Raw genomic sequence first — 20,472 nt, 5'->3', positions numbered from 1 at the left:
CGTGCCCTCGACCTTCAGCGCCCCGACCCGCAACCTCGACGTCGTCACCCTGCACGAGATCCTCCGCCTGCGACAGGACGTGTTCGTGGTGGAACAGGCCTGCGCCTACGACGACATCGACGGCCGCGACCTCGAGCCGGGCACGGTGCAGTTCTGGGCCGGCAGCGGGTCCGTCGACGCCACCCTGCGTCTGCTCCGCGAGCCCGACGGCACCGAGCGGATCGGCCGTGTCGCGACGGCAGCGCACGCCCGTGGCAAGGGGCTCGGCGCCGCGCTCATGCAGGCGGCCATCGCCGAGAGCCGCTCGGAGCGGATCAGCATCAACGCGCAGGCGCACCTCGGCGAGTGGTACGCGCAGTTCGGCTTCGTGCGCTCGGGCGAGGACTTCCTCGAGGACGCGATCCCGCACACCCCGATGGTCCGCACCCGCTGACGGGCCGCGCCGACGAGCCGCGCTGACGGCCCCGGTCCGATGACGGCCCCGGTCCGCCGGGATCAGGCCTGCCAGCGGCGCAGTTCGCCGTAGGAACGGGCCTGGTGCTCCCGGTCCGCGACAAGCCGTTCGAACACGATCGACGTCTGCGTCGTCGCGACGGACGGGTCCCCGCTCAGCTCGTCGGCGACGAAGTCCCGCAGCTGTTCGGTCGACGTGCAGGCGATGTGCACGAGGAAGTCCTTGTCACCGGCGAGGAACGACACGTCGAGCACCACCGGCACCCGGAGCAGGCGTTTCGCGAACTCCCGCAGCTCGTGCCGGGCGGCGGCGTGCACCCGGACGGAGACCATCGCCTCGATCGAGAACCCGAGTCGGGCGATGTCGACCTCGGCCCGGTACCCGGTGATGATGCCGGCGTCCTCGAGTGCCCGGACCCGCACCAGGCAGGTCGACGGTGCGATGCCCACGGCAGCGGCGAGCCGGTTGTTCGGGATCCGGGCGTCGGACGCCAGCACCCAGAGGATCCGTTCGTCGACCTCGTCGAGGCGCGGCGGTGTGGCGTCGGGGCGGCGGACGATGCGGTCGGACACGGCACCACCGTAACGCCGGTCACATCGCCAGGGTCATCCCGACCACGGCGACGGTCATCGCGAAGACCTCGCCGCTGCGGACCGCGCGTCGGTCGTCCCGTGCCCACTCGTAGCGGAGCAGCCACCCGCTGAAGGCGCAGTAGCCGATGACGCCGGCGCCGAGCACCGCGGTGAGGACCAGGGCGTGGGCGTGAACGCCACCACCGCCGAGTTCGGACGCGTGCCCCATCAGCAGCATCCCCGCCATCACGACGGCGGAGAGTGCCCGGTGCACGTCCATCGGCTCGGCGCGACGACCGTCCCGACGACGTCGGCGCATCACGGGCATCGGCGCGAGGAAGAGCAGCAGTGCCGCGGCGAGGATCGTCCACGACGGGCCGGCCTGCACGACGGGCATGAGCATCGCGACGAGCATCACGGCCGCGGGGACGATCACGCCCGGACGCGGGCGGTACCGGTCGCCGACGATGCAGCACACCGAGGCGAACTGCGGCACGACGAGCATGGCGTCGGCGACGGTCCCGTGCACGGGTGGGGTCAGCCCTCGGTGCGGGCGGCGCGCTCCTGCTTCACGCGCACGTTCTCGGTGCGGACCGCGGCCTGGGTCGAACGCTCCTGCACGAGCCACGCGGGCATGTCCTGCAGGAGCTGCTTGATCTGCTCGGTGGTGAGGACGTCGTCCACGCCGGCGCGGGCGAGGCCGGAGATCGAGACCCCGAGGCGCGCGGCGACGACCGGGCGGGGGTGCGGACCGTCACGACGGAGGTCCTGTAGCCACGTCGGCGGTTCGCTCTGCAGTTCGTCGAACGTCGTGCGAGCGATCGGGCCCGCACGGAACGACTCGGGTGTCGCCGAGAGGAGGATGCCGAGCTTCTTGGCAGCGGTCTCGGGCTTCATGGTCTGTTCCTGGGCCATGGTGACCAGAGTACGGCCCCTATGCTCGGGTGCATGACCGCGCTCTCCATCGCCTTCGTACCCGGGGTCTCCCCCGCCAAGTGGGTACGGGTCTGGCGTCAGCGCCGACCGGACGTCGACCTCGTCCTCATGCCGGTCACCGCGGACGGGGTCCTCGACGCGATCGAGGGCGCCGCCGACATGGTCTTCGCCCGGATGCCGGTCCCCGAGCGGGCCGACGGCGACCAGCCGCACGCGATCCCGCTGTGGACCGAGACGGCCGTCGTCGCCGCTCCGAAGGGCTCCCCGCTCGCCGACCTCGACGAGGTCACCGAGGCGGACCTCGCCGGCGTCACCATCCTCGACGGCGGCCCCGTCCCGCCGGACGTCGCGGCGGCGCTCGACCTGGTCGAGGCCAACGTCGGCGTCGTCGTCCTCCCCCAGTCCCTCTTCCGTGCCGAGAGCCGGAAGTCCTTGGTCTCCCGGCCGCTCGCCGACTCCCCCGGCACCCGCGTCGCGCTCGTCTGGCGCGACGAGGACGCCTCGGAGCTCACCGAGGAGTTCATCGGCGTCGTCCGCGGGCGCACTGCGAACAGCTCGCGGCAGCAGGACCAGCCGGGAGGCTCGGATCCCGACGAGCAGGACGGCGCACGACAGAAGGCGGCCGGCAAGGCCTCCGGCAAGGCGCCCGGCGGCAAGGCCACGGCGGCGAACGCGAAGACCGTCGCCAAGCGGAGCGCCACGAAGGGCACCGGCGCGAAGAGCGGCGGCGGCAAGAACTCCACCGGCCGCGGCCGCACCCCGCGCGGCATGTCCGGCAAGCCGAAGCGTGGCTCGAAGGGCAACCGCTGACGATGGACTCCGCAGTGCCAGGCACGACCCCGACTCCGGCTCCGGCGCCGAGCGACGTGCGCCTCGTGCCGATGCCCGGCGAGCGGATGCCGGGCTGGTTGGACCGTTCGATGGCGGACTACGTGGCCTCGCGCATCCGGTCAGGTGAGAGCCCCGAGGCCGCCGAGAAGAACATGCGGCAGTCCCTCGACAAGTGGTTCCCGGGCGGGTCGCCCGCAGCGGGTCACCACGTGTGGGAGCTGACGCTCGCGGACGACACCGTGGTGGGGCAGCTCTGGGTCGGCCCGCTCACGGCGGGCAGCTCCGAGTGGTGGGTCTTCGAGGTCGAGGTCGACGCCGCACACCGACGGCAGGGTCACGCGCGGCGGGGGCTCGAGCTCGCCCACGTCGTCGCCCAGGACGCCGGCGCGAGGAGCATCGGGCTCAACGTCTTCGGCTACAACACCGGCGCGCGCCACCTGTACGAGGAGCTCGGGTACGAGGTCGCCTCGGTGCAGATGCGGCTCCCGCTCACCTGAGCTTCAGCCGGACCTCAGTCCGGCCAGATGCCCGAGGTCGCCCGACGGTGGCTGCCGAGCAGGTGCGTGTCGACGATGCCCAGTGCCTCCATCAGGGCGTGCATCGTGGTCGGTCCGACGAAGGCGAAGCCGCGCTTCCGCAGCGCCTTCGACAGCGCGGTCGACTCCGGGCTGGTGGTCGGGACCTCTGCGGCCGTCCGGGGCCTGGGCGTGTCGTCCGGCCGGAACGACCACACGAAGTCGGCCAGTCCCCCGTCCGCCCGCAGCGCGACGGTGGCGTTCGCGTTGGTGATCGTCGCGGCGATCTTCGCGCGGTTGCGGACGATGCCCGCGTCGCCGAGCAGCCGGGCGACGTCCTCGTCCCCGAACGCGGCGACGGTGTCCGGGTCGAAGTCGGCGAACGCTGCCCGGAACGCCGGCCGTTTCGCCAGGATCGTGCGCCAGGACAGCCCGGACTGGAACGCCTCGAGCGAGAGCCGCTCGAACACGCCCCGCTCGTCACGGACCGGCATCCCCCACTCGGTGTCGTAGTAGGCACGCAGCATCGGGTCGGTCGACGCCCAGAGCGGTCGGGCGAGGCCGTCGGCACCGGTCACGAGGTCGTCGGTCATCCCCCGATCTTCCCGCAGAACGAGGGGTCAGTCGGCGGGCGGGCCGTCCTCCTGCGCGGCGGGGTCCATCCAGACGTACTCCCAGCGGTGGCCGTCGGGGTCGTTGAAGCTCCGCTGGAACATGAAGCCGAGGTCCATCTCCGGCCGGTCCTCGGTGCCGCCGGCCTCGACGGCCGCGTCGACGATCCGGTGCACCTCGTCCTTCGTCTCGGCGCTGAGGGAGTTGATGACCTCGATGGTGTCCGGCGCGGCGATCGCCTTGTCGGTGAACTCCGAGAACTTCGCATGCGTCAGGAGCATCACGTACACGGTGTCGCTCACGACGATGCTCGAGGCGGTGTCGTCGCTGAACACCGGGTTGAGCGGGTAGCCGAGCGCCTGGTAGAACGCGGTCGCCCGCGCCAGGTCGGACACCGGCAGGTTGATGAACACCATGGTCGACATGTGGGGTCCCTTCCGTCACGACCAACCTGGACCCCGGACCGCGCCCACGCAACCGTTCCGTGGTGGAACCGACGGCAGGTCGGCACGGACAGCCGCCGAGCCGGAACGACACCCCGTGCCGACCGCCGTCTCCGCCCACCCACCCGCTCGGTAGGCTCGCCGCATGCGCATCCTCGTCCTCAACGGCCCGAACCTGGACATCCTCGGCCGACGGGACCCGGCACAGTACGGCACCGTGACGCTCGCCGACCTCGAGGCCGTCGTCCGCGCCGAGGCCGCCGAGCACGGGCACGAGGTCGACTTCCGCCAGACCAACCGCGAGGGCGAGCTCGTCGACTGGCTGCACGAGGCGCTCGACGACCACGACGCCGTCGTCATCAACCCCGCCGCCTACGCGCACACCTCGGTCGCGCTGCACGACGCGGTCGAGGCACTGAGCGTGCCCGTGGTCGAGGTGCACCTGTCCAACACGTGGAAGCGCGAGCCGTTCCGCCACGTCGACCACGTCGCCACGGCCGCGACCGCGGTCATCGCGGGTGCCGGGGCGGACGGGTACCGCCTGGCGGTCGCGCACGTCGCCGCGTTGCTGCGCGGCTGACCCACCTGGGCGGCTGACGGGTCCAGCCCGGAACACCCCGGCCGGGAGGCCCGTCAGAACTCCGCCGGCCGCCGCACCTCGTCGACGCCCGCCGCCACGAACCCGCCGCGGATGATCGGCATCGCCCGACGGACGGCCTGGTCGATCCGCAGCTCGAGGTCGACACTGGCGATGTCGTAGCCACCGACGCGCTTGTCGAAGTCCCGCTCGTTGCCGAACACCGCCAGCGGCAGCGTCGTGGACTGGAAGAACCCGAACAGCGGCCGCATCTGGTGCTCGACGAGCAGCGCGTGTCGGTCGCTGCCCCCGGTCGCGGTGAGCAGCACCGGGGTGTCGACCAGGTCGTACTGGCCGATCCAGTCGAAGAAGAGCTTGAACGCCCCGGAGTACGCGGCACGGAAGGCCGGGCTGCCGACGACCAGGACGTCCGCAGACTCGACGGCCTCGAGCGCTGCCCGCGTGGCGTCCGACATGTGCTCGCGGTCGACGGCGGCGCCGAGGTCCGCCAGCAGCGGGCCGATCTCGACGATGACGGTCTCGGCGTCCGGCAGCTCGGCGGCGAGCCGGTCGACGGTCGCGGCGACGAGGGTCGAGGTGCGGGACGGGTCGGACGGGCTGCCGCTGACCCCGACGACGAGGGAACTGCTCATGCGGTCGATGCTCACACGCCCCGCACGCGCCGGTCGCCGATGTGACGACATGTGTCACCCGGCACCGCGCGGACTCCCGGGCCCGCGGGCGTAGCGTCCGGCAGATGCAGACCTTCCTGCCGTTCCCGGACTTCCGTGCCTCCGCCGAGGTGCTCGACGACAAGCGCCTCGGCAAGCAGCGGGTCGAGACCCTGCAGGTCATGCGCGCGCTGACCCTGCCCGACTACGGCTGGCAGCACCATCCGGTGACCGCGATGTGGCGGGGGTTCCGGCCGGCCCTGATGGCCTACCAGGACGCCACGTGCCGGGTGTGGCTCGAGCGCGGGCACGCCGACACCTGTCTCGAGAAGACCCTGGCGGACCTGGCACTCGTGCCGGAGGACCTGGCGACCTACGAGCGGGGTGACTTCGAGGTGCCCTCGTGGAACACCGACGAGCGGGTACACCTGTCGCACCGCTCGAAGCTCGTGCAGAAGGCGCCGGAGCACTACCGGCCGCTGTTCCCCGACGTGCCGGACGACCTCGACTACCTGTGGCCCGGCACGGTGGAGCACCGCACGACCGCCTGAGTGGGACCGGGTCCGCCGCACCCCGGGGGGAACGGGACACATCGTTCAGGGGTCGATGGTCCCGGAGGCCGCGGCGGACCCGGTCGTTCCGGGACGACCCGGCAGGGGCCGGTGTCCCGGCCGGACGCGCATCAGGGGATGCGTCCGGTCCAGCGCACCGCCGGGAGGGACGGTGCAGGTCGAGAGGTCAGTTCCGGTCGCGGTCTCCCCGGTACCGATCGGACTCGGTCGGCGCAGCCATCGCGTGGCCAGCGCGCGCGAGCCGCGCGGGCAGGAGTGCGCTGGCGAGGGTCGCGAGGACGCCGACGACGGCGACCACCGCGAGCGGACCGGCGTCGAGGCCGTGCGCGGAACCGACGGCGAGCGCCAGGACCGTCGCCGGTGCGGGCAGGAGCTGGACCGCACGGAAGCGGTCGTCCTGCGTCACCGGGGTGGTCGTCACGTTCGCCATGCCTCCACTCTGCTCGAGAGTGCTTGTCCGCAATAGAGGGGACACGTCCCCAGACCTGGAGGAGAACGTCTAGTACACCTCGTCAGGCGAGCGACCGGACGGCCGAGACCGCGGCGACCACGGCCTCCACGACGGCCGTCGCGTCCGCGGTCGTGAGCGTCGCGTCGAACGTCAGCCGGACTGCGGACCGGGCCAGGTCGTCCGGGAGGCCCAGCGCGGTCAGCACGTGCGAGGCCTCGGTGCTGCCCGCGGCGCAGGCGCTGCCGGAGGAGGACACGACGTCGCGTCGTTCCAGCTCGAGCAGCACCGTCTCGCCGTGCACGCCCGGGAAGCAGAAGGAGGCGTGCCCCGGCAGGCGGTGCTCGGCCGACCCGGTGAGCCGCGCGTCCGGCACCCGGTCGAGCACCCCGGCGACGACGAGGTCCCGCACCGTCGTGGCGTGGGCTGCGGCGGCGTCCCGCTCGGCGAGGACACTCCCCCAGGCGGCGGCGAGCCCGACCGCGCCGGCGACGTCCTCGGTGCCCGAGCGACGGCCGCGCTCCTGTCCCCCGCCGTGCACGAGCGGCTCGAGCTGGACCCCCGCGCGGACGGCGAGCGCGCCGGTCCCCTTCGTGGCGCCGAGCTTGTGCCCGGACACCGAGACCGCGTCGACCCCCAGGACGTCGAGGCCGACGGGCAGCCAGGGAGCCGACTGCACGGCGTCGGTGTGGAAGCGGGCCCCGACCTCGCGGGCGATCGCGGCGAGTCCGGCGACGTCCTGCACCGTGCCGATCTCGTTGTCGGCGTGCGCGATCGAGACGAGGGTGGTGTCCGGTCGGAGGGCGGCGCGCAGGGTGTCCGGCGCGACGGTGCCGTCCGACTCGACCGGGAGCACCGTCACCTCGAAGCCGTGGAACCGTTCGAGGTACCGGCAGCTCTCGAGGACCGCCTCGTGCTCGATCGCGCTCGTGACGACGTGGCGGCCGCGGGGTGTGGCGAGGGCGATGCCCTTCACCGCGGTGTTCGCCCCCTCGGTGCCACCGCCCGTGAAGACGACCTCGCCCGGGCGGCAGCCGAGGGCCCCGGCGACGACGGTCCTGGCGGCGGCGAGACCCCGGGCGGCAGCGTCCCCGATGCCGTGGGTCGACGACGGGTTGCCGAAGGTGCCGGTCAGGTAGGGCCACATCGCCTCGAGGACCTCGCGGCGGACCGGCGTGGTGGCGGCACGGTCGAGGTAGAACACGCTTCGTGCCTCAGGCGGTGACGTCGACGTCGAGCCCGAGGTCGAGCGCCCGTGCCGAGTGGGTCAGGGCACCGACCGAGACGATGTCCACCCCGGTCGCGGCGATCGCGGCGACCGTGTCGAGGGACACTCCGCCCGAGGCCTCGACGAGCGCCCGGCCGGCCACGAGGGCGACGCCCTCCCGGAGCATCGGCACGGTGAAGTTGTCGAGCATGATCGTGTCGACGCCGGCGCTGACGACCGCCTCGATCTGGTCGATCCGGTCGACCTCCACCTCGAGGTGCACGGTGTGACCGAGCCGGGCCCGGGCAGCGCGGATCGCGTCCCCGATGCCGACCCCCTCGGCGAGCAGCACCGCCAGGTGGTTGTCCTTCGCGAGCACCGCGTCGGACAGCGACGTCCGGTGGTTGTGACCGCCACCGCAGCGGACCGCATGGCGCTCGAGTGCGCGGAGGCCGGGCGTGGTCTTCCGGGTGTCGACGATCCGGGCGCTGGTCCCGACCGTCGCGTCGACGTACCGCGCGGTCAGGGTGGCGATGCCGGACATCCGCTGCACCAGGTTCAGCGCGACCCGCTCGGCCCGGAGCACCGAGCGCGCCGATCCGGTGACGCTCGCGATGACGTCACCGGCAGCGAAGGTCGCACCGTCGCGGCGGGCGAGGGCGACGACGAGGCCCGGGTCGACGGCGTGCATCACCGCGACGAAGACCTCACCGCCGGCGAGCACGCCGGGTTCGCGGGCCGCCAGGATCGCGGTCGCGGTGGCCGAGGCGGGGATCAGGGTCTCGCTCGTGACATCGCCCCAGGGCGCGTCCTCCTCGAGCGCGGTCTCGATCACCCGGCGCAGTGCGTGCGGCGGGATCGTGCCCGGGTCGGGGACCGCCGCGGCCGCTGCAGTCTGCGCGTCGGTCGGGGTGGCTGCAGTGGTGGTCGTGCTGGTCATGCGAGTGCTCCCTGTCGGGCGGACGTGCGGCTGGATGCGGCAGCGGACGGTGCCGCGGCGGACGGTGCGGCGGCGGACGGCGCGGGTGTCGCAGTGACCCAGGCGAGCGTCGCGGGTGCGGCCGGGTCGGTGTCCGGGTGGTCGGTGCGGGCGTGGGCGCCGCGGGACTCCGTGCGGGCCTCGGCAGCGCGGGCGGTGAGCCGGGCGATGTCGAGCAGAGCGCGGTCCTCGGCGTCCCGCACGGTGGTCGGTGCCGGCGCGGACAGTCCGGCCAGGGCAGCGCGGGCCCCGGCGAGCCCGGCCGCGTCGCGGAGCAGGCCGACTTGGTCGGTCATGACGGACTGCAGCGCCTGCCGGACGGAGGCGGACGGACCGGGGTGGGTCGCGCCTCCCGTCCGGTCGCCGACGGGTTCGACGACGGTCGGGACGAGTGTCGCGTCGCCGCGCAGGCGGAGTCGGCCCGGTCGCGGGCTGCCGAGCGCGTCGGCCGCACGGACCGCGAAGACGAGCCCCTCGAGCAGCGAGTTCGACGCCAGTCGGTTGGCGCCGTGGACGCCGGTGCAGGCGGCCTCGCCGACCGCCAGGAGACCCGGGAGGCTCGTCCGGCCCTCCGTGTCCGTCGCGATCCCGCCCATCGCGTAGTGCGCGGCCGGGGTGACCGGGACGCCCTCGCGGGTCCAGTCGAAGCCGGCCGACCGGGTGGCGCGGGTGAGGCCGGGGAACCGGCCGACGAGGAAGTCGGGGTCGAGTCCGGTCGCGTCGAGGAGCACCGGTCGGCCGTCCTGCGCCCGGACGGCCGCGGCGATCCCGCGGGCGACGACGTCCCGCGGGGCGAGCTCGGCGTCGGGGTGGACGTCGGTCATGAAGCGGTGTCCGGCAGCGTCGCGGAGGACGGCTCCCTCGCCGCGGACGGCCTCGGAGACCAGGCCGCCGTCCGGCACCGCGAGTCGGGTCGGGTGGAACTGGACGAACTCCACGTCGGCGAGCACGGCGCCGGCCCGCCACGCGGCGGCGGTGCCGTCACCGGTCGCCACCAGCGGGTTCGTCGTCTCGCGGTACAGGTGCCCGGCGCCGCCGGAGGCGATCAGCACGGCGTCCGCGCCGATCCGCCGGGGTTCGCCGAGCAGGTCGAGGACGTCGATCCCGACGACCTGGCCGTCGCGGACCACGAGGTCGGTGAGGCAGGTGCGTTCGAGGATCGTGACGTGTCGGCGGTGCAGGGCGGCCACGAGGGTCCGTTCGACGGCGGCACCGGTCGCGTCGCCGTCCGCGTGCAGGATGCGCCAGCGGGCGTGCGCGGCCTCACGTCCGCGCGCCAGGTCATCGCCGTAGCGGTCGAGGGTCGCCGGGTCGGTGCTGCGGTCGAAGGGCACGCCGAGTGCGAGCAGGTCGCGGACCCGGGCTGGGCCGTCGGTGCAGAGGACGTCGACGGCGCGGGCGTCGGCGCTGCCCGCCGCGGCGAGGTGGGTGTCGTGCTCGTGCAGGGCGGCGGAGTCGTCCGCGCCGAGCGCCACCGCGATGCCGCCCTGGGCCCATGCGGTGGCGCCGTCGGCGAGCGCGCTCTTCGTGACGAGGGTCACGTCGTGGCGCGCGCTGGCGCGGATGGCGGCGGTGAGGCCGGCGATGCCCGACCCGACGACGACGACGTGCACCGTCAAGCCCGGGTGGTGGTCGCGGGCGCGTCGGCGGCGGCCGGGCCGGTGGCGGCCGGGGCGGTCGCGGCGGGGCCCGGGTCGCGTTGCCCTGCCAGCGGGCGGGGCTTGGCGGCGAGCATCCGCTCGAGGGCGACCTTCGCGTCGACCTGCACCGCGGCGGGCACCACGATCTCGTTGAGGACCTCGCCGCGGACGAGCGCCTCGAGCACCCACGCCAGGTAGCCCGGGTGGATCCGGTACATCGTCGAGCACGGGCAGACGACGGGATCCAGGCAGGAGATCGTGTGCTGCGGGTACTCGGCGGCCAGGCGGTTCACCATGTTGATCTCGGTGCCGATCGCGAAGGTCGTCGGCTCGGTGGCGGCGGCGACGGTCTTCCGGATCAGGTCTGTGCTGCCCGCGACGTCCGCGGCGTCGACGACGTCCATCGGGCACTCCGGGTGCACGATCACCGTGACGTCGGGGTGCTCACGGCGGGCCTGCTCGATCTGGTCGACCGTGAAGCGGCGGTGCACCGAGCAGAAGCCGTGCCACAGGACGACCTGGGCCTCGAGCAGCTCGGCCGCGGTGTTGCCGCCACCGGCCAGGCGCGGGTTCCACAGCGGCATCCGGTCGGTGCTGATGCCCATCGCCTTCGCGGTGTTACGGCCGAGGTGTTGGTCGGGGAAGAAGAGCACGCGCTGCCCGCGCTCGAACGCCCACTCGAGCACGGTCGCCGCGTTCGAGGACGTGCAGACGATGCCGCCGTTCCGCCCGCAGAACGCCTTGAGGTCGGCGGCGGAGTTCATGTACGTGACGGGGATGACCGGCACCCGGCCGTCGGCGTCGGGCTCGGTGCCGTACAGCGCGGTGAGCTCGGCCCAGGCCGCCTCGACGCTGTCGATGTCGGCCATGTCCGCCATCGAGCAGCCCGCGGCCAGGTTCGGCAGGATCACGCGCTGGTCGTCCCGCGCCAGGATGTCGGCCGTCTCCGCCATGAAGTGGACGCCGCAGAACACGATCGCTTCGGCGTCGGGCTTCGTCAGCGCCGCGTTGGCGAGCTGGAAGGAGTCGCCCAGGAAGTCCGCGTGCCGGACGACCTCGTCCCGCTGGTAGAAGTGCCCGAGGACGACCACGCGGTCCCCCAGGGTCGCCTTCGCCCGCTCGATGCGCTCGTGCAGTTCATCGTCGGGGGCGTTCTTGTACTCGTCCGGGATCACGCCCTGCCGCGGGGCGGAGGTCGGGATGACGTCGGACATCGACGAACCGGGGCCGTAGCCGGGGACGCTGTCGAAGTCCCAGGTCGGCGCGGCGAGGTCGGGCGTGCAGGTGGTGCCGGCCGCCCGGCCGTTGGAGATCAGTTCGATGGTGGTCGCGATGGACACGGCGGTTCCCGTCTCAGCTCAGGGGATGGGTCAGGGCGTCGTCAGCGGGCCGTTGTCCGCGTACGACAGGTCGGGGTTCGAGCGGTACAGCCGGGCCGGTCGGTGCCGTCCGCCGCTCGTGGTCTCGTCGGTCGGCAGGACCGCGTCGCTCTGCGCGACCTGCCGTCGGAAGTTGGCGGGGTCGAGCGTCTGCCCGAGCACCGCCTCGTACACACCGCGGAGCTCGGCGAGCGTGAACCGGTCGCCGAGGAACGCCTGCGCGATCCGGGAGTACGACATCTTGTTGCGGAGGCGCCACAGCGCGTACTCGACGATGCGGTCGTGGTCGAAGGCCAGCGGCGGGTGTTCGTCGGCGAGGAACCACCGCACGTTCCAGTCGTCCGGCACGACGTTCGCCTCGTCCGGGTGCACGAGGGCCCAGTAGACGACGGACACGACCCGCGTCGGCGAGCGGTCGACGGCGCCGAACGCGTAGAGCTGCTCCAGGTAACGCGGCTGCACCTTGGTCGTCTCACGGAGGCGCGCGGCGGCCGAGTCGTCGAGCCCCTCGTCCGCCCCGACCCAGCCACCGGGCAACGCCCACGAGCCCTCGAACGGCTCGGTCACGCGTCGCACCAGTGGCATCCAGAGTGCGGGCACACCGCTGTCGGGGTGCGGACGGAGCGCGACGATCACGGTCGAGACCGCCAGGCGGATGCCGGTGTCGTCCATCGCTGCCTCCTCCCCTGAGTTGTTATGGTCATGCTGACCCGAACTGTTCGGGTACTGATGACCGTATCACGATGGTCACCGGACCGGAACGCAGCCGTGACGCCCGGGTAACACGCCGCTCGTAGCATCGGCCGCATGGGCAGCACCACGAGGAAGCACGCCGTCGTGACCGGAGCCGTGCAGGGCGTCGGGTTCCGGTACTGGACGGCACGGAAGGCCGACGGGCTCGAGCTCGTCGGGTACGCACGGAACCTGTTCGACGGCACCGTCGAGGTCGAGGCGGAAGGCCCCGGCCCCGCGGTCGACGCCCTCGTCGTGATGCTCCGCTCCGGCCCGCCGTCGGCGACCGTCACCGACGTGGCCGTGCGGGAGGTCGCCCCGCTCGGCGAGGACGACGGCTTCCGCATCCTGCACTGACGCGGGCGACACGCGGAGTTCACCCCACGTTCTGCGGCAGTCGGGAATGCTGTGGTCCTGTCAGCTCTTGCAGCCTCGGTACCCACCCGTCGTGGGTCCACCGTCACACCACGAAGACATCAGGAGCCCCCTTGACCCAGGCCGTCGACTCCGCACCCCGCACCGGGTCCGTCGAAGAGTCCTCCCCCGCGGGCAACCGCCTCGTGATCGGACTGCTGCTCGTCTCGGCGTTCGTCGTCATCCTCAACGAGACGATCATGGGCGTGGCGCTGCCGCGACTCATGGACGACCTCGGCATCAGCGCCGCGACCGGGCAGTGGCTGACCACCGGCTTCCTGCTCACCATGGCCGTCGTGATCCCGATCACCGGCTACCTGCTGCAGCGCTTCAACACCCGACCGGTGTTCGTCTGGGCGATGAGCCTGTTCTCCGCCGGGACGCTCATCGCGCTGCTCGCGCCGGGCTTCACGATGCTGCTCATCGGGCGCATCGTGCAGGCCAGCGGCACCGCGATCATGATGCCGCTGCTCATGACCACCGTCCTGACCCTCATCGAGCCGGCCCACCGCGGCCGCGTGATGGGCAACATCTCAATCGTCATCTCGGTCGCCCCCGCGATCGGCCCGACGATCTCCGGCCTCATCCTCAACGCGTTCTCGTGGCGCTGGCTGTTCGGGTTCGTCCTGCCGATCGCGCTCGCCGCGCTCGTGCTCGGCATGGTGAAGGTCCGCAACGTCTCGACCCCGCGCAAGTCCGCGATCGACGTGTTCTCCGTCGTCCTGTCCGCCTTCGCGTTCGGCGGCATCGTCTACGGCCTGTCGAGCATCGGCGAGGCCGGGGAGACCGGGTACGGCGTGCCGATCGGTGCGCTCGTCGTGGGCTTCGTCGCCCTCGCGGTGTTCATCGTCCGCCAGACCCGGCTGCAGCGCCGTGACGCCGCACTCCTCGACCTCCGCACCTTCAACACCAAGGGCTTCACCATCCCGATCGTCGCGATGGCGATCAGCTTCATGGCGATGTTCGGCACGCTGATCCTGCTGCCGATCTACCTCGAGCGGGTGCTCGGCCTCGAGGTCCTGCAGGTCGGCCTGCTGCTGCTCCCCGGCGGCCTGCTGATGGGGCTGCTGTCCCCGATCGTCGGCCGTCTCTACGACCGCTACGGCCCGCGCATGCTGCTCATCCCCGGATCGATCATCATCAGCGCCGTGCTCTGGGCGCTCTCGACGGTCACCGCGGACACCAGCGTCACGTTCGTCCTCGTCGCCCACATCGTGCTGAGCCTCGGCCTGGCGCTGACCTTCACGCCGCTGTTCACCGCGGCACTCGGTGGGCTGCCGCCGCGCCTGTACTCGCACGGCAGCGCCGTCCTCGGCACCGCCCAGCAGCTCGCCGGTGCGGCCGGCACGGCACTCTTCGTCACGCTGCTGACGCTCGGCGCCACCGCCGCGGCGACGAACGGCGACGTCGCAGGTGCCGCGACCGCCGCCGAGGCCACCGCCCGGGCGACCGCGTCCGGCGTGCACTCGGCGTTCCTCGTCGGTGCGGTGATCTCGATGCTCGGCATCGTCGCCTCGGCGATGGTCCGGAAGCCGGCCACCCCGGAGGGTGCACCCGCACCCGCCATGCACTGACCGCTCCCGCTCCGACCGCGCGCCCCCCCTTCTGGAGGGGGGCGCGTCGTCGTTCCCGGCCGCGTGGCATCGTGGGCACATGCGGTCGACGACGAGCGAGCTGAACTGGTCCGGCACGATCACCTACACGGCCGAGCGGGTGGTGCGGCCGACCTCGCTCGACGACGTCGCGGACCTCGTCGCCCGCAGTCCCCGCGTCCACGGGCTCGGCACCCGGCACTCGTTCAACGACGTCGCCGACACCGAGGGCGTCCTGCTCGACCTGACCGCCGTGCCGAACGACCTCGTGGTCGCCGCGGACCGCCGCACCGCCACGATGGGCGCCGGCACCCGGTACGGGCTCGTCGCACCGGAACTCGACGCGGCCGGGGTCGCCCTGCACAACGAGGGGTCGCTCCCCCACATCTCGCTCGGTGGCGCGATCGCCACCGGCACGCACGGCTCCGGCACCACACTCGGCTCGCTGAGCACCGCCGTCGCCGCGCTCGAGCTGATCGGCCCGGACGGCACCACCAGCACGATCCGACGCGGTGACCCGGACCTCGGCGGCGCCGCGATCCACCTCGGGCTGCTCGGCATCGTCACCCGCGTGACCGTCGACGTGCAGCCCGCGTACCGGATGCGGCAGGACCTCTACGGGCCGATCCCCTGGGACACCTTCACCGCCTCCGCCGCCGAGGTCTTCGCCGCCGGGTACTCCGTCTGCGCCTACACGCTGTTCGGTGACACCGTCCCCGAGGTGCTCGTGAAGTCCCGCGTGCCGGACGGGGCCGACGACGTCGAGGTCCCCATGGGCCTCCTGGGCGCGCCCCGCCTGCCCGGCTCGCCCGGTGACGGACACCACACCGCGCGGGACGGCTCGATCGGGCCGTGGTGGGACCGGCTGCCGCACTTCCCGATCGAGTCGGTGCCCTCGGTCGGGTCCGAGGTGCAGAGCGAGCACTTCGTGCCGCTCCGACACGCGGCCGCGGCGCTCGACGCGCTGCGCGGGCTGGCGGACCGGATCCAGCCGCACCTGCACGTGTGCGAGCTGCGGACGATGGCGGCCGACGACCTGTGGCTGAGCCCCACGCAGGGCGAGGACGTGCTCTGCATCGCGTTCACCTGGAAGAAGCACCCGGAGCAGGTCGCGGCCCTGTTGCCCGACCTGGAGGCGCGACTCGCCCCGTTCGGCGGCCGTCCGCACTGGGGGAAGATGAGTTCCCTCGACGGCTCCGCCGTCGCCGCGCTGTACCCGCGACTGGGCGCGTTCCGCGAACTGGTCGGGCGGCGTGACCCGGCCGGCAAGTTCCGGTCGGCGTTCGGCGAGCGGGTGCTCGGGCTGCCTGCTGGTTCGGGGCTCAGCTGACCGGTGTGACCGTCGTCGTCTCGCCGTCCCAGTGCCGGACGCCGGCGATGCCGAAGGTCTCCGGCAGCGAGACCGACGCCAGCACCTCGAGCATCCGCGGCAGGTCGACGTCCCGCGGCCGACGTGCGAGCGTCAGGTGCGGCGCCCACCGTCCTGGCAGCGAGGTGTCGACGCCGCCGGGCGCAGCGCGGTGCACGGCCTCGTGGAACGCGGCGAGCGCGCGGTCGACCACGACGGAGACCCCCAGCACGTGGCGCCCCGGACCGGCCGGGAACAGCAGCAGGCCCGCGGGGCGGATCGCCCTCGGCAGCGGCGCGTCGAAGCCGGACGGCACGGGCAGCGTCTCGCCCGCCGCCAGCGTCACGTGCGGAGCGTTGGTCTCGGACGTGTGTCGGCCCATGCTCGGCAGGTCGGCGGCGACCAGGGCCTCCCAGGCGTCGCGGACCGCCCGTTCGGCATCCGGGTCGAGGAGGAGTTCGATGCTGCGCACGTCTCGAGCCTGCCCGACGGCGAGCGCCGGCGTCACGCGGCGACACCGGCCTGTCATGCAGCGACGCCGGTCGTAACACGACGGAACGTGAATCGACCCGGTCCGTGGCTGCCGGGCACACTCGTGGCTGTCCCCGCCGGGTGACCCCCAGCGTCGGGACCCCCACAGCACCGTCCCTGCCAGCAGGGCGACCCCTTCACGAGGAGCAGCCATGTCCGCGTCCCCCGTCCTGCCCGACCGTCCGCGGCGCAAGCGCCCTCTCGGGTGGATCATCGCCGCGGCCGTCGTCGTCCTCGCGATCATCGTCGCCGTCGTGGTCGTCGCCGTCCGCGGTGGTGGCTCCGACCAGGCCGGAGCCGCCGTCAGCGGTTCGGACCGCAAGGCCCAGACCGTCACGATCGGTGTCGCGGACAAGGCGCTGCCGTACTGGAAGACCTACACGGCACTCGCGAAGGAGCGCCTGAACGTCACCGTCAAGCTGACCAACTTCGCCGACTACTCGCTGCCGAACCCCGCGCTCAAGGACGGGCAGGTCGACATCAACCAGTTCCAGCACATCCAGTACCTGGCGAACTACAACGTCACCGCGAAGGACGACCTGCAGCCGATCGGCTCCACCGCCGTCTACCCGCTCCCCCTCTATGCAACGAAGTACGACAAGACGTCCGCGATCCCCGAGGGCGCGAAGGTCGCGATCCCGAACGACGCCATCAACGAGGCCCGGGCACTGCTCGTCCTGCAGTCCGCGAAGCTCATCGAGCTGCAGGACGGCGGCAGCGCGTTCTCGACCACCGACGACATCACGTCGCACAAGGTCGACGTGCAGCCGCTCGACGCCTCGCAGACCGCGAACGCGCTGCAGCAGGGCTCGGTCGCCGCGGCCGTCGTGAACAACAACTTCGCCACCGCCGCCGGGCTGCCCGCCTCGTCTAAGGTCTTCACCGACGACCCGTCCAGCTCCTCCGCCGCCCCGTACGTCAACGTCTTCGCGGTCCGGAACGAGGACAAGGACAACGCCACCTACCTGGACCTCGCGAAGCTGTTCCAGGACAGTGCCGTGCAGAAGGACTTCACCAAAGACTACCCCGACGCCGTCGCGCGGGACGAGAAGGCGTCCGCCCTGCAGGACGAGCTCGCCACCGTCGAGCGTGACGCGAAGGCAGCAGCCGAGTAGTGGCTGCCCTCGTCGAACTCCGCGGTGTCACCAAGAGCTACCGCCGCGCCGACACCGGAGAGACCGTCACCGCGGTCGAGGGTGTCGACCTCGACGTCCACCAGGGCGAGGTCCTCGGGGTGATCGGGTACTCCGGTGCCGGCAAGTCCACCCTGGTGCGACTCGTCAACGCCCTCGAGCTGCCCACCTCGGGCACGGTCACCGTGGCCGGGCAGGAACTGACGGCGATCCCCGAGCGGGACCGCCGTCAGGCTCGCCGCCGGATCGGGATGGTGTTCCAGCAGTTCAACCTGTTCCGCTCCCGCACGATCGCCGGCAACGTGGCGTACCCGCTCAAGGTCGCCGGTGTCGCGAAGGCCGAACGGGACCGCCGGGTCGCCGAACTACTCGACTTCGTCGGGCTGCTCGACCGGGCGTACGCCTACCCCGAGCAGCTGTCCGGCGGGCAGAAGCAGCGCGTCGGCATCGCCCGGGCGCTCGCGTCGAACCCCGAACTGCTGCTCGCCGACGAGGCGACCAGTGCCCTGGACCCGGAGACGACGTCGGAGGTCCTCGCGCTCCTCCGTCGCGTCAACCGCGAGCTCGGCGTCACGATCATCGTCATCACCCACGAGATGGACGCCGTCCGCCGGATCGCCGACCGCGTCGCCGTGATGGAGCAGGGCCGCGTGGTCGAGGTCGGCGACGTCTACGACGTGTTCTCCGCCCCCACCACCGAGGCCGCACAGCGCTTCGTCCGCACCGCCCTGCACGACCGCCCCTCGCCCGAGACCGTCGCCCGTCTGCACGAGCGCCACCCCGGCCGGATCGTGTCCGTCCGGATCACCGACGAGGCCGGGCTGCAGGGTCGCATCGACCAGGCGTTCCGCGACACCGCGGTCACCGCCGAGCTCGTCTTCGGCGGGGTCAGCGAGATCCGCGAGCGCCGGATCGGGTCGCTCACGTACGAGCTCGGTGGGCGTGACGCCGACGTCGACCGGTCGGTCGGTGCGCTGCGCGCCGCTGGCATCACCGTCGTCGAGGAGGCCCGCGCATGAACAACTCGTTCCAGAGCGTGATCGACACGTTCGACGTGTTCCTGGCCGCGACCCGGGACACGATCGTCATGTCCCTGGTGTCGCTCGTCATCGCCGGCGTCATCGGCCTGGCCCTCGGGCTGCTGCTCTACGCCACCCGGCCGGGCAACCTGCTGTCGAACCGCACGGCGTACACGGTCATCAACCTGGTCGTGAACCTGGTGCGTCCGATCCCGTTCGTGATCTTCCTCGCCGCGATCGCACCGCTGTCGCGTGTCGCCGTGCAGACCACGATCGGCGTCCCGGCTGTCACGTTCGCGATCTCGCTCGCCGCGGCGTTCGCGGTGTCGCGGATCGTGGAGCAGAACCTGCTCGCCATCGATCCGGGCGTCGTCGAGGCGGCACGGGCCTCCGGGGCGCACCCGGTGTCGATCCTGCTGACCGTGCTCATCCCCGAGGGGCTCGGTCCGCTGATCCTCGGCTACACGTTCATCTACATCGGCATCGTCGACATGACCGCGCAGGGCGCACTGGTCGGCGGTGGCGGGCTCGGCGAGTACGCGATCACCTACGGCTCGCAGCGGTACGACTGGTGGGTGGTCTACGTGTCGGTCGCCGCGATCGTGGTCATCGTGCAGCTCGGTCAATTCGTCGGCAACCGCCTGGCGCGGGCGACGCTCCGCCGCTGACGCCCGGCCCGGGTGCCGCCCGCCTCCCCTGCCGCCGCCCCCGGGTGCTGCCCGCCGAGCGGTCACGAATCGTCGTTCCCGGCACGCCGGAACGACGGTCTGTGACCGCTCGGCGGAGCACATGCGGGGTGTCGTGACCGGTGGGGAGTCGGGGTGCCGGCACGCGCCTCCCGTCCGTCCGGACGCACCCGCAGACGCAGGCGCAGACGCGCCCGGCTGCAGTCCGCCGACTGGCCACGAATCGTCGCTCCGGGCACGCCAGAACGACGGTTCGCGACCGCTCGGCGGAGTGCGCGCGGCGCGCCGGACGGGAGGCCCGGGGCGGGCCCGGCACGCCGCCTCCGGCCGGCAGGCGGCCGTCAGGCGACCGCGGACGCCGTCCCGGCAGCCTCGGCAGGCGCCTCGTAGCTCGCGCGCACCAGGATCGGACGGTGGTCGGAGATGCCCGCAGGCAGGGTCTCGACGCCGGCGATGTGCAGCCCGACGCTCGTGGCGAAGTCGAAGTGCCCGGTGAACTTGCGGTAGCGCAGGTACGTCGGCTGGTCCGAGAGGGACAGCGCGAACCCGGACTCCTCGATCTTCCGGCGCAGGTTCGTCTGGAACCACGGGTAGTTGAAGTCGCCGACCATGATCGCCGGGGCCTCGCTCGACAGGTCACGGACGAAGTCGTGCGCGGCCTCGATCTGCTTGCGGCGCAGGGAGTTGGTGGCGGTGAGGGGCGAAGCGTGGAACGAGGCGACGATGACCTCGGCCTCGGCTTCCTTGTCGTAGAGGTGCATGGCGATGAGTCGCTCGTGCGCTGGGGACAGGACCCGGTCGTGCAGGGACTTCTGCAGCGAGTGGATGCCGAAGTCCTGCACGTCGAAACGGTCGTCACGCTTGTAGATCGCGAGGCCGAGTCGGTTCGCCTGGGTCGACGCGGCCAGGGTCAGGCCGCCGACGGAGGTGGCGAGGTCGGTGCTGTCGCACTCCTGCACGCAGAGCACGTCGGCCTGCGACGCCTCGGCCAGGGCGGCGAGCTCGCTGTTCGCGGTGTGCTCGCGGAGGTTGTAGCTCACGACACGCAAGGACCTCTGCCCGACTGCGGTGGTCGGTTCGGTCGATCCCTGCTCGTGTGGCGCCGCCATGCTGCCTTCCGTCCTGGGCCCTGAACGGCCCGCTCTCCTGCCGCGGTCACGGTACTCGGGGATGGCAGCAGG

The 20,472-nt window shown here is 72.5% G+C and carries 25 protein-coding genes; 11 read left to right on the top strand and 14 right to left on the bottom strand.

What is annotated here, in order from left to right; all coding sequences use genetic code 11:
• The first annotated feature begins 1 nt into the window (after window position 1).
• The gene (locus SOM35_RS08185) at window positions 2-433 is read left to right on the top strand and encodes a GNAT family N-acetyltransferase (protein ID WP_220034040.1); all 432 of its coding nucleotides are present in this window, start codon (window positions 2-4) and stop codon (window positions 431-433) included.
• Between the two features lie 62 nt (window positions 434-495).
• Here the strand turns inward: SOM35_RS08185 and SOM35_RS08180 are convergent, their stop codons facing one another.
• The 3 genes from SOM35_RS08180 to SOM35_RS08170 are packed head-to-tail and all read right to left on the bottom strand — an operon-like array spanning window position 496 to window position 1,941.
• A complete protein-coding gene (locus SOM35_RS08180; RefSeq protein ID WP_221852100.1) occupies window positions 496-1,026 on the bottom strand; it encodes an Lrp/AsnC family transcriptional regulator in 531 nt (176 codons plus the stop codon).
• A 19-nt stretch (window positions 1,027-1,045) separates the two neighbouring features.
• Window positions 1,046-1,555, bottom strand: a complete 510-nt coding sequence (locus SOM35_RS08175; protein ID WP_320515036.1) for a hypothetical protein — start codon at window positions 1,553-1,555, stop codon at window positions 1,046-1,048.
• 8 nt (window positions 1,556-1,563) lie between these two features.
• Window positions 1,564-1,941 (bottom strand): DUF5997 family protein, encoded by a 378-nt coding sequence (locus SOM35_RS08170; RefSeq protein WP_110902580.1) that lies wholly within the window; start codon window positions 1,939-1,941, stop codon window positions 1,564-1,566.
• Between the two features lie 33 nt (window positions 1,942-1,974).
• Here SOM35_RS08170 and SOM35_RS08165 point away from each other — a divergent pair, with 33 nt between their 5' ends.
• Both SOM35_RS08165 and SOM35_RS08160 read left to right on the top strand, forming a co-directional pair.
• Complete coding sequence (locus SOM35_RS08165; protein ID WP_320515035.1) at window positions 1,975-2,772, top strand: LysR family transcriptional regulator substrate-binding protein; 798 nt, start codon at window positions 1,975-1,977, stop codon at window positions 2,770-2,772.
• Window positions 2,773-2,786: 14 nt separating this feature from the next.
• The gene (locus SOM35_RS08160) at window positions 2,787-3,290 is read left to right on the top strand and encodes a GNAT family N-acetyltransferase (RefSeq protein WP_320515034.1); all 504 of its coding nucleotides are present in this window, start codon (window positions 2,787-2,789) and stop codon (window positions 3,288-3,290) included.
• Between the two features lie 14 nt (window positions 3,291-3,304).
• Here SOM35_RS08160 and SOM35_RS08155 read toward each other — a convergent pair whose 3' ends face one another.
• Window positions 3,305-3,901 carry a DNA-3-methyladenine glycosylase I gene (locus tag SOM35_RS08155; RefSeq protein WP_320515033.1) on the bottom strand — a complete coding sequence of 199 codons (597 nt, stop codon included), beginning with the start codon at window positions 3,899-3,901 and terminating at the stop codon, window positions 3,305-3,307.
• A gap of 27 nt (window positions 3,902-3,928) precedes the next feature.
• The gene (locus SOM35_RS08150) at window positions 3,929-4,345 is read right to left on the bottom strand and encodes a VOC family protein (RefSeq protein ID WP_111074656.1); all 417 of its coding nucleotides are present in this window, start codon (window positions 4,343-4,345) and stop codon (window positions 3,929-3,931) included.
• A 163-nt stretch (window positions 4,346-4,508) separates the two neighbouring features.
• Between SOM35_RS08150 and aroQ the strand changes: the two genes are divergently transcribed.
• Window positions 4,509-4,943, top strand: coding sequence for a type II 3-dehydroquinate dehydratase (gene aroQ / locus SOM35_RS08145; RefSeq protein WP_111074657.1), 435 nt, complete (start codon window positions 4,509-4,511; stop codon window positions 4,941-4,943).
• Between the two features lie 53 nt (window positions 4,944-4,996).
• Here the strand turns inward: aroQ and SOM35_RS08140 are convergent, their stop codons facing one another.
• A complete protein-coding gene (locus SOM35_RS08140) occupies window positions 4,997-5,593 on the bottom strand; it encodes an NAD(P)H-dependent oxidoreductase (RefSeq protein ID WP_221852089.1) in 597 nt (198 codons plus the stop codon).
• Window positions 5,594-5,697: 104 nt separating this feature from the next.
• Between SOM35_RS08140 and SOM35_RS08135 the strand changes: the two genes are divergently transcribed.
• Complete coding sequence (locus SOM35_RS08135) at window positions 5,698-6,162, top strand: MSMEG_6728 family protein (protein WP_320515032.1); 465 nt, start codon at window positions 5,698-5,700, stop codon at window positions 6,160-6,162.
• 187 nt (window positions 6,163-6,349) lie between these two features.
• Here the strand turns inward: SOM35_RS08135 and SOM35_RS08130 are convergent, their stop codons facing one another.
• The 6 genes from SOM35_RS08130 to SOM35_RS08105 all read right to left on the bottom strand — a co-directional run bounded on the left by SOM35_RS08130 (window position 6,350) and on the right by SOM35_RS08105 (window position 12,508).
• A complete protein-coding gene (locus SOM35_RS08130; RefSeq protein ID WP_290158090.1) occupies window positions 6,350-6,613 on the bottom strand; it encodes a hypothetical protein in 264 nt (87 codons plus the stop codon).
• An 82-nt stretch (window positions 6,614-6,695) separates the two neighbouring features.
• A complete protein-coding gene (locus tag SOM35_RS08125) occupies window positions 6,696-7,835 on the bottom strand; it encodes a cysteine desulfurase family protein (protein WP_320515031.1) in 1,140 nt (379 codons plus the stop codon).
• Between the two features lie 10 nt (window positions 7,836-7,845).
• Window positions 7,846-8,778: a carboxylating nicotinate-nucleotide diphosphorylase gene (gene nadC / locus SOM35_RS08120; RefSeq protein WP_320515030.1), complete on the bottom strand. Its 933-nt coding sequence runs from the start codon at window positions 8,776-8,778 to the stop codon at window positions 7,846-7,848.
• Window positions 8,775-10,430 (bottom strand): L-aspartate oxidase, encoded by a 1,656-nt coding sequence (gene nadB / locus SOM35_RS08115; RefSeq protein WP_320515206.1) that lies wholly within the window; start codon window positions 10,428-10,430, stop codon window positions 8,775-8,777. The genes nadC and nadB overlap by 4 nt, the downstream gene beginning before the upstream one ends.
• A 2-nt stretch (window positions 10,431-10,432) precedes the next feature.
• Entirely contained in the window at window positions 10,433-11,797 is a 1,365-nt protein-coding gene (gene nadA, locus SOM35_RS08110; protein ID WP_320515029.1) for a quinolinate synthase NadA, read from the bottom strand.
• A gap of 30 nt (window positions 11,798-11,827) precedes the next feature.
• A complete protein-coding gene (locus SOM35_RS08105) occupies window positions 11,828-12,508 on the bottom strand; it encodes an NUDIX hydrolase (protein ID WP_320515028.1) in 681 nt (226 codons plus the stop codon).
• 135 nt (window positions 12,509-12,643) lie between these two features.
• Here SOM35_RS08105 and SOM35_RS08100 point away from each other — a divergent pair, with 135 nt between their 5' ends.
• From SOM35_RS08100 to SOM35_RS08090, 3 genes are all read left to right on the top strand, one after another.
• Window positions 12,644-12,925 carry an acylphosphatase gene (locus tag SOM35_RS08100; RefSeq protein WP_111074665.1) on the top strand — a complete coding sequence of 94 codons (282 nt, stop codon included), beginning with the start codon at window positions 12,644-12,646 and terminating at the stop codon, window positions 12,923-12,925.
• Between the two features lie 131 nt (window positions 12,926-13,056).
• Window positions 13,057-14,556 carry an MDR family MFS transporter gene (locus tag SOM35_RS08095; protein WP_320515027.1) on the top strand — a complete coding sequence of 500 codons (1,500 nt, stop codon included), beginning with the start codon at window positions 13,057-13,059 and terminating at the stop codon, window positions 14,554-14,556.
• Between the two features lie 79 nt (window positions 14,557-14,635).
• The gene (locus SOM35_RS08090) at window positions 14,636-15,904 is read left to right on the top strand and encodes a D-arabinono-1,4-lactone oxidase (RefSeq protein ID WP_320515026.1); all 1,269 of its coding nucleotides are present in this window, start codon (window positions 14,636-14,638) and stop codon (window positions 15,902-15,904) included.
• Here SOM35_RS08090 and SOM35_RS08085 read toward each other — a convergent pair.
• Window positions 15,897-16,394 carry a 2'-5' RNA ligase family protein gene (locus tag SOM35_RS08085; RefSeq protein ID WP_320515025.1) on the bottom strand — a complete coding sequence of 166 codons (498 nt, stop codon included), beginning with the start codon at window positions 16,392-16,394 and terminating at the stop codon, window positions 15,897-15,899. The genes SOM35_RS08090 and SOM35_RS08085 overlap by 8 nt on opposite strands.
• A 211-nt stretch (window positions 16,395-16,605) precedes the next feature.
• On the opposite strand from SOM35_RS08085, the gene SOM35_RS08080 reads away from it, so the two are divergent.
• The 3 genes from SOM35_RS08080 to SOM35_RS08070 are packed head-to-tail and all read left to right on the top strand — an operon-like array spanning window position 16,606 to window position 19,273.
• Window positions 16,606-17,568, top strand: a complete 963-nt coding sequence (locus SOM35_RS08080; protein WP_320515024.1) for a MetQ/NlpA family ABC transporter substrate-binding protein — start codon at window positions 16,606-16,608, stop codon at window positions 17,566-17,568.
• On the top strand, window positions 17,568-18,605 hold the full coding sequence (locus SOM35_RS08075) for a methionine ABC transporter ATP-binding protein (RefSeq protein WP_320515023.1): 1,038 nt from the start codon (window positions 17,568-17,570) through the stop codon (window positions 18,603-18,605). Before SOM35_RS08080 ends, SOM35_RS08075 begins: the two co-directional genes overlap by 1 nt.
• Entirely contained in the window at window positions 18,602-19,273 is a 672-nt protein-coding gene (locus SOM35_RS08070) for a methionine ABC transporter permease (RefSeq protein WP_111074671.1), read from the top strand. The genes SOM35_RS08075 and SOM35_RS08070 overlap by 4 nt, the downstream gene beginning before the upstream one ends.
• Window positions 19,274-19,632: 359 nt before the next feature.
• Here the strand turns inward: SOM35_RS08070 and SOM35_RS08065 are convergent, their stop codons facing one another.
• The gene (locus SOM35_RS08065; protein ID WP_258376697.1) at window positions 19,633-20,340 is read right to left on the bottom strand and encodes an endonuclease/exonuclease/phosphatase family protein; all 708 of its coding nucleotides are present in this window, start codon (window positions 20,338-20,340) and stop codon (window positions 19,633-19,635) included.
• Window positions 20,341-20,472: the final 132 nt, after the last annotated feature.

Origin of the sequence: Curtobacterium sp. CFBP9011 (assembly GCF_034045095.1) — a bacterium.
In the GTDB taxonomy this organism is placed as follows: Bacteria; Actinomycetota; Actinomycetes; order Actinomycetales; family Microbacteriaceae; genus Curtobacterium.
This window is presented reverse-complemented; position numbering and strand designations above follow the sequence as displayed.